Source organism: Sphingorhabdus sp. EL138, from assembly GCF_900258045.1.
GTDB lineage: Bacteria > Pseudomonadota > Alphaproteobacteria > Sphingomonadales > Sphingomonadaceae > Parasphingorhabdus.
This window is the reverse complement of sequence record NZ_OGVD01000004.1, coordinates 1325052-1337971: the sequence shown is the minus strand read 5'-3', so window position 1 is coordinate 1337971 and position 12920 is coordinate 1325052. Positions and strand designations below refer to the sequence as shown.

12 protein-coding genes are annotated in these 12920 nt (G+C 54.3%); 7 read left to right on the top strand and 5 right to left on the bottom strand.

Annotated features, from left to right (window positions below):
• Window positions 1–159 precede the first annotated feature (159 nt).
• The 3 genes from DK507_RS16385 (at window position 160) to DK507_RS16375 (ending at window position 2872) form a co-directional block, all read left to right on the top strand.
• Window positions 160–555, top strand: coding sequence for a hypothetical protein (locus DK507_RS16385; protein ID WP_109357359.1), 396 nt, complete (start codon window positions 160–162; stop codon window positions 553–555).
• A gap of 70 nt (window positions 556–625) precedes the next feature.
• A complete protein-coding gene (locus DK507_RS16380) occupies window positions 626–1972 on the top strand; it encodes a TldD/PmbA family protein (RefSeq protein ID WP_109357358.1) in 1347 nt (448 codons plus the stop codon).
• A 117-nt stretch (window positions 1973–2089) separates the two neighbouring features.
• The gene (locus DK507_RS16375; protein ID WP_301950672.1) at window positions 2090–2872 is read left to right on the top strand and encodes a 3'(2'),5'-bisphosphate nucleotidase CysQ; all 783 of its coding nucleotides are present in this window, start codon (window positions 2090–2092) and stop codon (window positions 2870–2872) included.
• Here DK507_RS16375 and DK507_RS16370 read toward each other — a convergent pair.
• Genes DK507_RS16370 through crtY form a run of 3 tightly spaced genes read right to left on the bottom strand, consistent with a single transcriptional unit; the run spans window position 2869 to window position 6491 of the window.
• Window positions 2869–3798 (bottom strand): phytoene/squalene synthase family protein, encoded by a 930-nt coding sequence (locus DK507_RS16370; RefSeq protein ID WP_109357356.1) that lies wholly within the window; start codon window positions 3796–3798, stop codon window positions 2869–2871. The genes DK507_RS16375 and DK507_RS16370 overlap by 4 nt on opposite strands.
• A complete protein-coding gene (locus tag DK507_RS16365) occupies window positions 3798–5318 on the bottom strand; it encodes a phytoene desaturase (protein ID WP_109357355.1) in 1521 nt (506 codons plus the stop codon). Before DK507_RS16365 ends, DK507_RS16370 begins: the two co-directional genes overlap by 1 nt.
• Window positions 5319–5330: 12 nt before the next feature.
• Window positions 5331–6491, bottom strand: a complete 1161-nt coding sequence (gene crtY, locus DK507_RS16360; protein ID WP_109357749.1) for a lycopene beta-cyclase CrtY — start codon at window positions 6489–6491, stop codon at window positions 5331–5333.
• Window positions 6492–6601: 110 nt separating this feature from the next.
• Here crtY and DK507_RS16355 point away from each other — a divergent pair, with 110 nt between their 5' ends.
• Genes DK507_RS16355 through DK507_RS16345 form a run of 3 tightly spaced genes read left to right on the top strand, consistent with a single transcriptional unit; the run spans window position 6602 to window position 8638 of the window.
• On the top strand, window positions 6602–7351 hold the full coding sequence (locus DK507_RS16355; protein ID WP_109357354.1) for a sterol desaturase family protein: 750 nt from the start codon (window positions 6602–6604) through the stop codon (window positions 7349–7351).
• Window positions 7308–7748: a DUF2141 domain-containing protein gene (locus tag DK507_RS16350; RefSeq protein WP_254054423.1), complete on the top strand. Its 441-nt coding sequence runs from the start codon at window positions 7308–7310 to the stop codon at window positions 7746–7748. The genes DK507_RS16355 and DK507_RS16350 overlap by 44 nt, the downstream gene beginning before the upstream one ends.
• A gap of 38 nt (window positions 7749–7786) precedes the next feature.
• Window positions 7787–8638 carry a MipA/OmpV family protein gene (locus tag DK507_RS16345; protein ID WP_109357352.1) on the top strand — a complete coding sequence of 284 codons (852 nt, stop codon included), beginning with the start codon at window positions 7787–7789 and terminating at the stop codon, window positions 8636–8638.
• Window positions 8639–8669: 31 nt separating this feature from the next.
• Here the strand turns inward: DK507_RS16345 and prfB are convergent, their stop codons facing one another.
• Window positions 8670–9797, bottom strand: coding sequence for a peptide chain release factor 2 (gene prfB, locus DK507_RS16340; protein WP_109357351.1), 1128 nt, complete (start codon window positions 9795–9797; stop codon window positions 8670–8672).
• A 231-nt stretch (window positions 9798–10028) separates the two neighbouring features.
• Between prfB and DK507_RS16335 the strand changes: the two genes are divergently transcribed.
• Window positions 10029–10778 carry a carbonic anhydrase gene (locus DK507_RS16335; protein ID WP_109357350.1) on the top strand — a complete coding sequence of 250 codons (750 nt, stop codon included), beginning with the start codon at window positions 10029–10031 and terminating at the stop codon, window positions 10776–10778.
• Between the two features lie 80 nt (window positions 10779–10858).
• Here DK507_RS16335 and DK507_RS16330 read toward each other — a convergent pair whose 3' ends face one another.
• Complete coding sequence (locus DK507_RS16330) at window positions 10859–12880, bottom strand: GMC family oxidoreductase N-terminal domain-containing protein (RefSeq protein WP_109357349.1); 2022 nt, start codon at window positions 12878–12880, stop codon at window positions 10859–10861.
• Window positions 12881–12920: the final 40 nt, after the last annotated feature.

Here is a 12920-nt window from a genome sequence, read left to right as displayed (position 1 = left end):
AACGCGCAATTTTTGGCAAGCCATAAGTCATGTTAATGATATTTTAAGCCTGAAATCCGCCGATTTGGCTTTTGGAAAAAACCAGTTATAGTAGAAAATACGTCAGATCGGAGGGGTACATCCGGCGGCGTGGAGAGAGTCTGTTGAAGGGGAATGAAAATGGTTGCAGCAGCATCCCGGAAATCAGTCACAAAACATCGGTCCAGTCGTGACGTGCAGTCCACGCGATCGGTGCGCTGGGACAAGAAAATGAGCAATAACTGCGCGGGTGCTTTGCTCGTCTATACGATGATGCAAATATTCTTCGTGCTCAGTTTCATTGAAACCAAGGGCATGTCTATTGCACCTTATTTTGGCCTCGTACTGCTCGTGGCAATCATCATTCCGTTTTGCCGCAAATATGAAAAGCGCTGGGAAACGATTGCAGATAGTGGCCTGACCGAACAAAGTGTCGCTGCCCGTTTCCGCAAGGACCAGATTGTTTTGTGGACATTGGCGCTCGGACTGCCGTTTGTTTTTATCGCTATCATAAAGGCGGTTGGCGCAGTCATCTAACCTCAATTTATGATCACCAAAGACTGATCGCGGCGTTGACCTCGCCGTTTCGCATACCTATGTCCTGCCCATGCTAGAACCAGAAGAAGCGCAGGACCGCGCCGACGCCCTTATCTCACAAGCCAAAAAAGCCGGTGCTGATGCCGCAGACGCGATTTACGTCTGTGATGCTTCGACACAGGTATCGATGCGCCTTGGCAATCTCGAAGATGTCGAACGGTCTGAAGGTGAAGAAATCGGCTTGCGCGTTTTTGCCGGTAAACGCTCGGCAACCGTATCATCGTCCAATATGGATCCGGAAATCTTGTCGGCTTTGGTTGGTCGGGCGATGGATATGGCGCGTGAGGCGCCAGAAGATCAATATGCTGGCTTGGCACCAGAAGACTTGATCCTGAAATCCGACCCTCACCCGATTGATGGCGATGACGGAGTTGACCCCGATCCCGCCGCGCTGCGTGAAATGGCTCTCAAGGCCGAAGACGCTGCACGGGCGGTGGAAGGTGTCACCAACAGTGAAGGTGGTGGTGCCAGCGCTGGCCGCTCGATTGTTGCCTTGGCCACGAGTCACGGTTTCTCGGGCGCTTATTCAACCAGCGGCTATAGCTGCCATGCCAGCGTCATTGCCGGTGAAGGCGATGGTATGGAACGCGACTATGCCTATGACAGCACCCGCCATTTTGAAGATCTTGATACGCCGGAAGCGATTGGCAAGGAGGCCGGTGAACGCGCGGTATCGCGACTGAACCCGGTCGATTTCAAATCAGGCGCAATGCCGGTGGTATTTGATCCACGGATCAGCAACTCGCTGCTTGGCCATTTTGTTGGCGCCATTGCTGGCAGTAGCATTGCCCGCAAAACCAGTTTTCTTCTGGAAGCGCTCGATACGCAGGTATTTGACAGTGCAATCAACATTATTGACTGCCCGCACCGCAAGCGTGGCCTGCGCTCCAAGGCGTTTGATGGCGAAGGGCTGCCTACCGCGAAAACAAAGCTGATCGATAATGGTCGTCTGACGCAGTGGATCATGGAAAGCGCGTCGGCACGGCAATTGGGCTTGCAGCCTACCGGTCATGCTTCGCGCGGGGTTGGTGGTGCGCCGGGCGTCAGTGTGACCAATCTTCACATGAACGCCGGATCAGTCAGTAAAGCAGAACTGATTAAAGACATTAAACACGGTGTCTATATCACTGAATTGATTGGCCAAGGTGTAAATCCGGTCACCGGTGACTACAGCCGTGGTGCAGGCGGTTTCCTGATCACCGATGGAGAAATCGGAGCGCCGGTTTCGGAAATTACGATCGCGGGCAATCTCAAAGATATGTTTAGCAGCCTTATCCCGGCGGATGATCTTGAATATCGCTATGCGGTCAATGCGCCGACCTTGCGCACCGATAGCATGACGGTGGCGGGTGGATAAGGAAGCCGGGCAAAGCTAAATCGTTAGTGGTGCCGGTGCCGAACCGGGCCTATCAGACAGAAATATTACCGTTCCAAGCCTTTTGGAGCAGGTTGGGGTTAATGGAGTTGTTTGAGGTTGGTCGATTTTGACGAAATAATTGCGATAGCGCGGGAAGCGGGCGATTTAGCCATGCTGCAATGGCAGGCAGGCAAAAGCGCTGACAAGACGTGGGAAAAATCACCTGGGCAGATTGTTAGCGAAGCCGATATCGCGGTGGATCGTTTTCTTCGTGAGCGATTAGAGGCCCAGCTGCCCGAGGCCGGTTGGCTGTCGGAAGAAACCGCGGAGGACCAGTCCCTGTCGGGCCGCGATATGGCATGGGTGGTTGATCCAATCGATGGCACCAAGGATTTCGTGAAGGGTAAGCCTGGCTGGTGCGTATCAGTCGCGCTGGTCCAAAATGGTGCGCCAATATTCGGCGTACTCAACGCGCCGGCGATGGACGAGATTTGGACTGCGAAAGCCGGCAGCCATACCGAGGTGAATGGCAAGCTGCTCAAAGCCAGCCAGTGCAGTAATTATAATGGCGCACGTTTGCCGGTCGAAGAGCTACCGGATCATATTGATCTGACGCCTGTCTTTAAACCCAACAGCATTGCGCTGCGTCTCGCAATGGTGGCCGATGATCGCGCTGATCTAGTCGTTTCGACACGCTGGGGCAGCGAATGGGATATTGCTGCCGCCCATGTCATTGCCGAAGAAGCTGGGGCAATTGTCACCGACGCGCATGGCAAAGAGCTGCGCTATAACGGCACGCACGGACAGGCTTTTGGCGTTCTGTGTACTTCACAAGGTATTCATGATGCGGCCGTTGCCCGCGTCGCCAAATTTCTCTCGGAGAATGAAGGCCAGAGTTAAGCTGGCCTTCGCGGGCGCGTCCAGAGCTGGCCGCGAGCTATCCCTTTCGGTTTAAACAGCGCCTGACCGAACGCTTTTGCAACCCACATGGCCTTTGCGCCCTTGCTGGTCACAATCCGCATATTGAGTGAACCGCCTTCGCTGCGCCTGACCGCGCGGGCGATATCGCCGTAAATTCCTGCCGCCGCCAAGACAGCCCAGCGCGACCGGAAAGGCAAGCGCGCTGCGCCGATCCGGGCAGAAGCCTCATGGCGTTCCGACAGATCACATAGCCGCTCGATCAGCTGAACCAACGCATCCTGGTGTGTGGGGTTCATTAAATCATCGGGATCAATCCGCATTTCGGCTAGCCAGTCTTTCGGCAAGTAGCAGCGCCCGGCCGCGGCATCCTCCGCAATATCACGGGCGATATTGGATAGCTGAAAGGCCAGCCCCAGATCACAGGCACGGTCGAGAGTTTCCTCGTCGCGCGGGGAGATTCCCATAACAACCGCCATCATGCAGCCGACCGCGCCGGCAACATGATAGCAATATTGATAGAGATCATTCTCGCTTTGCGGCCGCCATGATTTGGCATCAAGCGCAAAGCCGTCAATAACGTCATTGGCCAGCTCATTGGGTAGGCGGCATTCCTGCGCCACGACGCCCATCGCATCAAAGGCAGGTTTGCCGGTTTGTTCACCACCCATTGCGCGGCGGGTCAACATGCGCATGACCGCAATGGTTTTCTCTGATGCCGGAGTTGCCGACATGCCATGGCCATGGTCCTGACCATCGGCCAGATCATCGCATTCGCGGCACCAGGCATAGAGCATCCACACCCGCTCACGGGTTTGCGTGGCAAACAGCTTGGATGCGAGCGCGAAGGATTTGGACCCGCGATCGATACTGGCTTTGGCATGAAGGACGAGGTTGGCGCGATTCATCAGTCGTCTTGGAGAATATCCTCAAGCATCAGCTCGGCGGTCGCCTTTGCGCTGCCGACGACGCCTGGAATACCGGCACCCGGATGTGTGCCTGCGCCAACAAAATAGAGGTTGTTGATCACGTCATCCCGGTTATGCACCCGGAACCAGGCGCTTTGTGTCAGCAGCGGTTCGAGACTGAATGCACTGCCGAGATGTGCGTTGAGATCGGAGCCGAAATCCTGCGGTGTATAGTGAAAGCTGGTCACAATCCGGTCGTGAATATCGGGGATGAGGCGGTGACCGATCTCGTCGAGAATGCGCTTCTCGTAAATCGGCCCCATTTCTTCCCAGTCAATCGGTAGCTTGCCCTGATGCGGCACCGGTGCCAGCACATAGAAGGTGCTATGTCCTTCCGGCGCCATTTCCGGATCAGTGACCGTAGGATGATGGAGATAAAGGGAGAAGTCGCTCGGCAAGACGCCGTTATCATAAATATCCTCTAGCAACCCTTTGTAGCGCGGGCCGAACAGGATCATATGGTGCGGAATGCCGGGCCAGGTCCCTTTGAGACCGAAATGCACGACAAAGAGTGAAGGCGAATATTTCTTCTTGTTGAGCGAAGCCGTGACTTTGTCGCTGCGATGCTTGTGGCTCAGCAGGTCGCGATAGCTGTGCATGACATCGGCATTGGATGCCACAGCATCAAATATCTCGCTCCAGCCGGATTTACACGTGACGCCAGAGGCACGGTCGCCCATCGTATCAATGCCGGTGACCGGATCGGATAGCCGGATTGTGCCGCCAATTCGTTCAAAATGCTTCACCATCGCCGCGACCAGCATATTGGTTCCGCCCTTGGCAAACCAAACGCCGCCAAGCCGCTCCAGCTTGTGGATCAGGCCATATATCGCGCTGGTTTTCATTGGATTTCCACCAACCAATAGCGATTGGAAGGAAAGAAATTCCCGCAGTTTTTCGTTTTGCACAAAGCCGGAAACCTTGGCATAGACAGAGCGATAGGCTTCAAATTTCATCAATGCAGGAGCCGCCTTGATCATCGATTTGAAATCAAGAAATGCCTTGGTGCCGAGTTTGACATAGCCCTCTTCATAGAGCCCGCCGCTATATTCGAGGAAGCGTCTATAGCCTTCGACATCATCCGGTTCGATCGCAGCGATATTGGCGTAAAGCTCTTCCGGGTCATTGACGTAATCGAAATTAGTCCCGTCCGGCCAGTTCAGCCGGTAAAAAGGCGATACCGGCATCAGTTCGATATCCTTTGCCATATCATGACCGGTCAGGTCCCATAGCTGGCTGAGGCAATCGGGATCGGTGATCACGGTTGGCCCACCGTCAAAGATGAAACCATCCTTGTCCCAGTAATAGGCCCGGCCACCCGGCTTGTCTCGACTTTCCAGGATGGTGGTCTGAATACCCGCCGACTGCAGACGAATGGCGAGCGCCAGACCGCCAAAACCGGAGCCGATGACGGCGGCCTTCTTAAACAGTTCAGACTGGCTTTTGGTTACGTCATTCATCGTTATTGGGGCTCATCTATATTTCATCATGATGGGGAGGGCTTTGGTAATCGGGACAGGAGGGCGACCAGAAAGCAACGCGGCCTGATCCAGTCTGGTGGTCGTGCCAGCATAGAAGCGCGCAATCAGTTTCTCATCCTTGCCGTAGGTATGTTCTAGCGTCTTATAACGTTTTTCGGGCTTACCCGCCTCGAACATCATTGCACAGAGCATATGATAGAATTTACAATCCTGCCAGTGCTTTGCCGCATATTCGCGTAGCATTATATCAAGGCTGTCCTGCGTCAAATCGGGCAACGCAGCTACCATCATGGCGGTGCGAACAGCCATAGGCAGCGAATAGCTGGTCACCGGATGAACCAGTGCTGCACGTGCGCCGGCGCGGGCCTCGACGCCGTCATGGGCCGCCCAGAAAGCATCGAAATCACCACCATAGAGCACTGGCAAACACCCTGCTTCGTTGCGACTGATATCGGCAATCTCCCAACCTTGCGTTTCGGCATAGTCGGCAATCCGTTGATGGCTGGCTGCGACGTCCAGATCACCGCCATTGGAATAATAGGTATCCTCGACAAAAATCTCGGTTGCGCTGAAGGGCAGGGAATAGACGAAACGGTAGCCGTCAATCTGCTCGACCGTGGCGTCCTTGATAATCGGCCGGTCTAGTCGATGGGGTTTGGAAAGATGCAGAACCTGTCCCGCAAATTTCTGCCAGCCATATTGGAGCGCGGCAAGATTGCCGCCGCCGCGAGCGTCCAATATGGTGTTGGCTGTCACCGTTTTGCCACCAGCCAATGAAATGTGATTGCCGTCAATATTGTCTATTTTAGATCCGGTTGTGAGGCTTTTCTTCAGGAGCTTCTTGCGAAGCACTCGATCAAAATTCTCCGATAATATCGACCGGTAGCCGGTATGTAGCGTGCGATCATATTTTGGGAAGCGCACGTCATAGCTATCCCATTGATAGGAGATCAGTGGCTCGACCAGCCAGAGATTTTCTGGTGCGATGTCACTTTCAAAAAAGGACCAGACATGGTTGCCGCCAAAATGATCTTCCGCCTCGACCAGCGCCACTGATAGCTCCGGTCGCAACTTGCGCAGGGCCAGAGCGATCAGACCGCCAGCCAGTCCGCCGCCTGCTATTGCCAGATCAAAATCTTTTCCTGCTGCCATAAGAAGGCCGTAGCCGATGGTGAGGGCGCAGGGAAGCCTGTCCCAAAGCATGTAAGAAAATAAACCGCTTTACCCTTGTCGAGCGCGCTTTTGCGGCATAGCGTCCGAATATGACTTATCTGCCTGCGGTAATCATCTCGGCTGTGGCGATGACATTGATTGTCGGTGTGCGCTATCTGATTACCAGTGGTTTTTTCGCCTGGCTGACGCAGCGCGCCCGCCCTGGGCAATATGACAAGCTCAAGCCCCAGATGGCGCGTGAAATTCGCTGGTCGCTCTGTTCTGCAGCAATATACGGAATTCCGGCCGGTATTGTCGCATGGGGCTGGCAGAATGGGGGTTGGACACAAATTTACATGGATGTCGGCCTTTATCCGCTTTGGTATCTGCCGATCTCGCTGTTGGTCTATCTGTTCCTGCATGACACCTGGTTCTATTGGACCCACCGATTGTTTCACCTGCGCGGCTGGTTTGAGCTCGCTCATGCGGTTCATCATGAAAGTCGGCCGCCAACTGCTTGGGCAGCAATGAGTTTTCACCCGATTGAGGCGATTAGCGGCGCGGTGGTTATACCGCTCCTTATATTTATCATACCCGTTCATGTCGGAATCCTGGGACTTGTCTTGCTCATCATGACAATCATGGGCGTAACCAATCACATGGGCTGGGAAATGTTTCCGCGTTGGTTGGTTAACGGCCCGTTAGGAAAAGGGCTGATAACAGCCAGTCATCATGAAAAACATCATAGTGCGTATAGGGGGAATTATGGGTTATATTTTCGGTTCTGGGACAAAGTCTGCGGCACTGATCTCGGGCTTGGCAGTTTTAGCAGCCCTGCCAGCCAGCGCAGTAGGGGCTAATCAGGCTCCGGTTGCACCGGTCGTTACAGCAACCATTGATATTGCCATTTCCAACCTGCGATCCGAAAAGGGTGACGTTCTGGTCTGTCTCAGTAGTAATCCCAAATATTTCCCCGACTGCCGTAAAGACAAGGAAGCTCGGAAAATTAAAGTGGCGGCATCGGACGCTGGTTCAGTGCAGATTACAGATGTGAAGCCGGGCACTTATGCAGTGGCGTTGGTTCATGACGAAAATTCCAACGGAAAAATGGATCTGCGCCTATTCCTGCCGCGCGAAGGCTTTGGTTTTTCGCGCAATCCCAAAATCGGTATGGGGCCACCCAAGTTTAAATCGGCCCAGTTCACAGTTGGTGCAGACAATGTAAACCATGCCGTGAAAATGAAATATATTCTATGATATGATCCGAATTCGCCCCCAAGTGTTCAGGAAATAAAATGTACAAACATGTCTTGGCTGCAGCTTGCCTTTTCGTCGCTTCATCCCCCGTTCTTGCTCAGCCGGAGGGGCAGGGGCCGCCGCGCGGGGAATCTGTTTTTGATGGCGACTACGTAACCTTGGGCGTGGGGCTTGCAGTCAGCCCTAGCTATGACGGTTCGGACAATTATGACATTAACCCGCTACCAGTGATCTTGGGCAGCGTTGCCGGCATTGATTTCGAACCCCGTGGTCCCGGGCTGGCGCTGGATGTCATTCCTGATCAGGCTGGCGCAAAGGTTGATTTTATTCTGGGGCCCGTTGGCCGTGCGCGTTTTGACCGCAACAACGGGATTAAGGATGAAGTCGTGCGAGATCTCGGCGAACTGGATGTCGCCGTTGAGCTGGGCGCGGTGGCAGGTGTGAAGGTCAACCGGGTGTTCAGCCGGTTCGATTCACTTACTGCGGAAGTCGATCTGCGCTGGGATGTGGCTGGTGCCCATGAAGGCCAGGTCATTTCACCGCGCCTGACCTATTTCAGGCCGATTAGCCGCGGTGCAGCCGTCAGCTTTTCCATCAGCGCGGATCATGTGGATGATGACTATGCTGATTATTATTTCAGCATTTCACCGGCGGGTACTGTGACGAGCGGTCTGCCAACTTTCAACGCAACGGGTGGTTGGAAAAATGTCGGTGCTTCCGTTTTTAGTGCGATTGACCTGGACGGAGATGCGGCCAATGGCGGTTTTGCGATTATCCTGCTCGGCGGTTATTCGCGGCTGCTGGACGATGCCAAGCGCTCACCCGTCACATCCATCCGCGGCGATGCCGACCAGTTTTTTGGTGCGATCGGGGTCGGCTATACATTTTAGCTTGAACCGCTAGCTCTATGTCGACGATCTTCTAGTCGACATCCTCCACATCGACCGTTTCACCGGTAACGCGTTGTGACAAGGCGGCGGCGATGAATGGGTCAAGTGCGCCATCCAGCACATCCGAGGGCGCACTGCTGGTCACACCGGTGCGCAAATCCTTGACCATCTGATAAGGTTGCAGGACATAGCTGCGGATCTGGTGACCCCAGCCAATTTCGGTTTTTGCCTGATATTCACCGCTGGCTTCGGCTTCGCGGCGCTGCAGTTCAGCCTCATACAGCCGTGCTTTCAACATCCCCATCGCGGTGGCTCGGTTCTTGTGCTGACTACGATCATTTTGCGAAGCGACGACAATCCCCGTGGGCTGGTGGGTTATACGCACGGCGCTGTCGGTGGTGTTGACGTGCTGTCCGCCTGAACCGGAAGCGCGGTAAGTATCGATTTTCAGGTCGCCCTCGTTAATCTCGACCTCGAAACTGTCATCAATCACCGGATAGACCCAGACACTGGAAAAGCTGGTGTGCCGTTTCGCGGCGCTGTCAAATGGCGATATCCTGACGAGCCGATGAACACCGCTTTCGGTTTTCGCGAAACCATAGGCGTTCTCACCCTTGATCTCGAGCGTGGCGGACTTGATGCCTGCCTGATCACCCGCCTGATAGTCGACCATCGAAACTTTATAGCCCCTAGCTTCGGCCCAGCGTTGATACATGCGCAGCAGCATATCGGCCCAGTCTTGGCTCTCGGTTCCGCCAGCACCGGCATGGATTTCTAGATAGGTATCGAAATTATCCGCTTCACCGGAAAGCAGCGCCTGAACCTTGTCACGGTCTGCCCGGTCGGCGAGCTTGCGCAGCGTCTCGACACCTTCATCAGCCAGCGCGTCGTCGCTTTCTTCATCGGCCATCTCGATAAATTCGAGGGCGTCGTCCATTTCCTGCTGGATTTCCCTCGCCGCCGTAATTGACTCATCTAACCGCCGCCGCTCGGTCATGACGGCCTGCGCCGCACTCTGGTCATCCCACAGCGTTGGATCTTCAACCCGCGCGTTCAGCTCGTCCAGCCGCCGTAAGGCAACATCCCAGTTGAGCGAGGTTTTCAGCAGGTCCAGCGCCGCGCTGATCCGGTCGACATGCGCCTGAGCTTCCGCACGCATTACAAAGTCTCCAAATATCTCTTGGCGCTTCGATTAGACGATATGGTGGTGATGTAAACAGGGGATGGAGAAGCTTATGCAGAATTCGATAGTGATATCGAATTGTCATAGATATTATCTATTAAATTTGACATTTGGTTTGAAATTTCCATTTTTTGAAAATCGGCTATTGCCGCGTAACTATAAGTTCGCAGACAAACAATGATCGTTTAAACGATAGGGGACTAGAAAATGAAACTACGTCAATCTTTCGCATCTGTCGCTATTGCCGCGTTAATGGCAGTGCCAGCACAAGCTGCTGACAATAAATCCTATGATTATGGTACCGAACGCGGTGCTGAAAAATGGGGCCAGCTTCACAGCGACTATGCCATTTGCGAGAGCGGCAACATGCAGTCGCCAATTGATCTGGCTGGTGCCAATGCGATTGGGAATGTAGCTGTTGCCGTCGATTACAAATCAGGGCCGATGGGTGTTACCAACAAAGGCCTGACGGTACAGAATGACTTTGCCGCCGGCTCGACCATGACCAGCGGCGGTATGACGTTTAGCCTGATTCAGATCCATTTCCATACTCCTTCTGAACATGCAATTTCTGGAAAGCGCTTTCCACTGACCGGTCACTTTGTGCACGCGACTGCTGATGGAAAGCTTGGCGTCCTGGGCGTGATGTTTGAAGAAGGCGCGGCTAACCCGGAGCTTGCGAAAATCCTGGCCGCAACTCCATCAAGCAAGTCGGATGTCAAAGCGGGTACCGACGAGATGATCGATCCCGCCGGAATGCTTCCTGAAGATCTGGCTGTTTATCGTTACATGGGGTCACTGACGACGCCGCCGTGCAGCGAAGGCGTAAATTGGCATGTATTGCGCGACTCCGTGACCGCGAGCAAAGAACAGATTGAAGCTTTTGAAAATCTGATGGGCGACAGTGCCCGCCCTGTACGGGCTCTAAACAACCGTCTGGTTGTCGCACCGGAGTAAACGAACAACTTGTTCAGGCTGTCCTTTCAAAGATGGGCCGGACCTATGTTCCGGCCCTTTCTCATTAAGCTTCGCATCGCTCATCCAAACCGGTTTTTCCCGGCCATTGCCCGGTGAGCCATCGCCATGGTGGTGAGCTGGGCATTGACCCGGATACAACTGGGCATCACGCTGGCATCGGTGACATAGACATTGGTTGTACCGTGAACACGCTGTTCAAGGTCAACCACACCCTTGGCCGGATCCACGTTTATGGCATTGCCGCCATGGGGATGAGAGCTGGACAGCACTACATCGTCCGGTTCGACAATGGCGTCCAGGTAGAAGCCGTCAATTTCAGAATCACTCATTCCCTTGCGCAAGGTTTGCCCTTTCAGGAGAGCCGGATAGACTTCGATCGCGCCATTGAGGAAATGGACCTTGGTCATTGTAGCCAGTGCGCGGCGGAGCAGAGCGAGCTCCGGTTCCCCCACTTTCAGTTTGAGCTTGCCGTCCTCCATTTTTCCGAGACGGTCAGCCGGGAATAACACACCGGCAGAAACCAGTCGGTTATAGTTGAGCATGCGCCGGAAATGTTCGTCAAACCATCCGGGGACCAAGGTTGCCATGCTCATGGGGGGTTGGAAATGGCTTTCGATCAGATAGTCACCGCGATCAACATAGGTCGCCATCTGGTCCTCGTTCCAGACATTCATCTCGTGTCCTTCAGGCATCAAGGCGACGACCGGGCACGCGATGTTCAGCGATATTTCATCACCGGATTTTTTGATCCCGCTGTTGATCAGTAAGTTGCTGGACGCCAGTGCTCCGGCGGCCACTACGACGCCCTTGCGCGCTTTTATAGTTCGTTTTCGGCCGTCGCGGAGGGTGACTTGAACTGCCTCGGCTACGCGCGCATCCTGCGTGCCATCTTTCCAAACAATTTCGTTTGCTTCCGCGCCGTCCAGTATGCGTGCGGGTTTGTCGCGATCTGTGCTGGTGGCATGGGTGAGGAAACTCTCGGGCATCGCTTTCTTGCGGCCATAGGGGCAGCCGGTGTTGCAATAGCCGCAATATACGCATTCGCTATCAGGGGTTTTAGGACCATAATTTTTCTGAAACCATGCGGAAATGGCCTGCTTGTCCATCGGATCATTGGATTGCGCCGCATATTTGTTCCAGCCATCCAGTAAATGGGGACCGTTATTTCGCCCCGATATCGCCGATATTTCGGAAACTTCCAGCGTACCTTCAACCGCCTCATAGCTGACGGTGAGTTCCGCTTCGCTAACCGGTGCGCCTAAAGCATCCCATGTTTTGTACACGTCTTCTGCCTGCGGATGGACGAGGCCTGCATGTTTCATGCGTAGACAGATACCATTGTTAATCACTGTCGAACCGCCAACAACGCGCCCCTGAAAAACAATTACGTCGCGATCTTTGGTTGTTTGCAGCGCCCCGTCCTTGAACAGGCGGGCCGTCATGCGGGCTTCTTCATGGGTGATACGGGACGAGGGGTAGTTATGACCCGCTTCGAGGATGAGGACTTCATGTCCCTCATCGGCCACGGACGCTGCCGCAACCGCGCCGCCTGCGCCGGACCCGATAACGATGACGTCCACTTCTTCGGGAATAGCATCATGGCCGACAAACACTTCGGCTTTCAGATCGCGTCTCGGTTCGCGCCTGACCGGCAGCTCACCAGGGGCGGAACGGTCCCGTTGGCCCGGCAACAGATATTTGAGCCGTTGGTAAATCGGGTTATCGAAATTCAGTTCCTCATCGCCGCGTTCCCAGTGGCCATAATAGCCAGCCAGAATCACACCCTTGGTGCGGGCGATATCCTGAAACAGATCCACGCGGCTGTTCTGCAGGCGGCGGCGGATCAGACTCTGCCGCATTTTTGGCGGTGCGAGTAGAAAGAAGGGGCCGCCGAGGATCAGGAACAGTCCATAGAGCGCCAGCCCGATTTCCTTTGGCTTGTCGCCATCGATATTGGAGAAATGCTCCTGAAGGTTCTCCACCACTTGCGACGGGGAAATCGCCATGGGTGTGTCGTGGAACAGCGTTTGAGTGAGTGCTTTCAGCATGCGTGCCTGCAGGGGATTAAATGGTTTTTGCATTGCTATCTTCCTAAAGTGCGACCCTAGAAAAATATCTCAT

Excerpts from the sequence above, each read along its gene's own strand:
- DK507_RS16385 (WP_109357359.1), top strand. The coding sequence starts at position 160 with ATGGTTGCAGCAGCATCCCGGAAATCAGTCACAAAACATCGGTCCAGT.
- DK507_RS16380 (WP_109357358.1), top strand. The coding sequence starts at position 626 with ATGCTAGAACCAGAAGAAGCGCAGGACCGCGCCGACGCCCTTATCTCA.
- DK507_RS16370 (WP_109357356.1), bottom strand. The coding sequence starts at position 3,798 with ATGAATCGCGCCAACCTCGTCCTTCATGCCAAAGCCAGTATCGATCGC.
- DK507_RS16365 (WP_109357355.1), bottom strand. The coding sequence starts at position 5,318 with ATGAATGACGTAACCAAAAGCCAGTCTGAACTGTTTAAGAAGGCCGCC.
- crtY (WP_109357749.1), bottom strand. The coding sequence starts at position 6,491 with ATGGCAGCAGGAAAAGATTTTGATCTGGCAATAGCAGGCGGCGGACTG.
- DK507_RS16355 (WP_109357354.1), top strand. The coding sequence starts at position 6,602 with ATGACTTATCTGCCTGCGGTAATCATCTCGGCTGTGGCGATGACATTG.
- DK507_RS16345 (WP_109357352.1), top strand. The coding sequence starts at position 7,787 with ATGTACAAACATGTCTTGGCTGCAGCTTGCCTTTTCGTCGCTTCATCC.
- prfB (WP_109357351.1), bottom strand. The coding sequence starts at position 9,797 with ATGCGTGCGGAAGCTCAGGCGCATGTCGACCGGATCAGCGCGGCGCTG.
- DK507_RS16335 (WP_109357350.1), top strand. The coding sequence starts at position 10,029 with ATGAAACTACGTCAATCTTTCGCATCTGTCGCTATTGCCGCGTTAATG.
- DK507_RS16330 (WP_109357349.1), bottom strand. The coding sequence starts at position 12,880 with ATGCAAAAACCATTTAATCCCCTGCAGGCACGCATGCTGAAAGCACTC.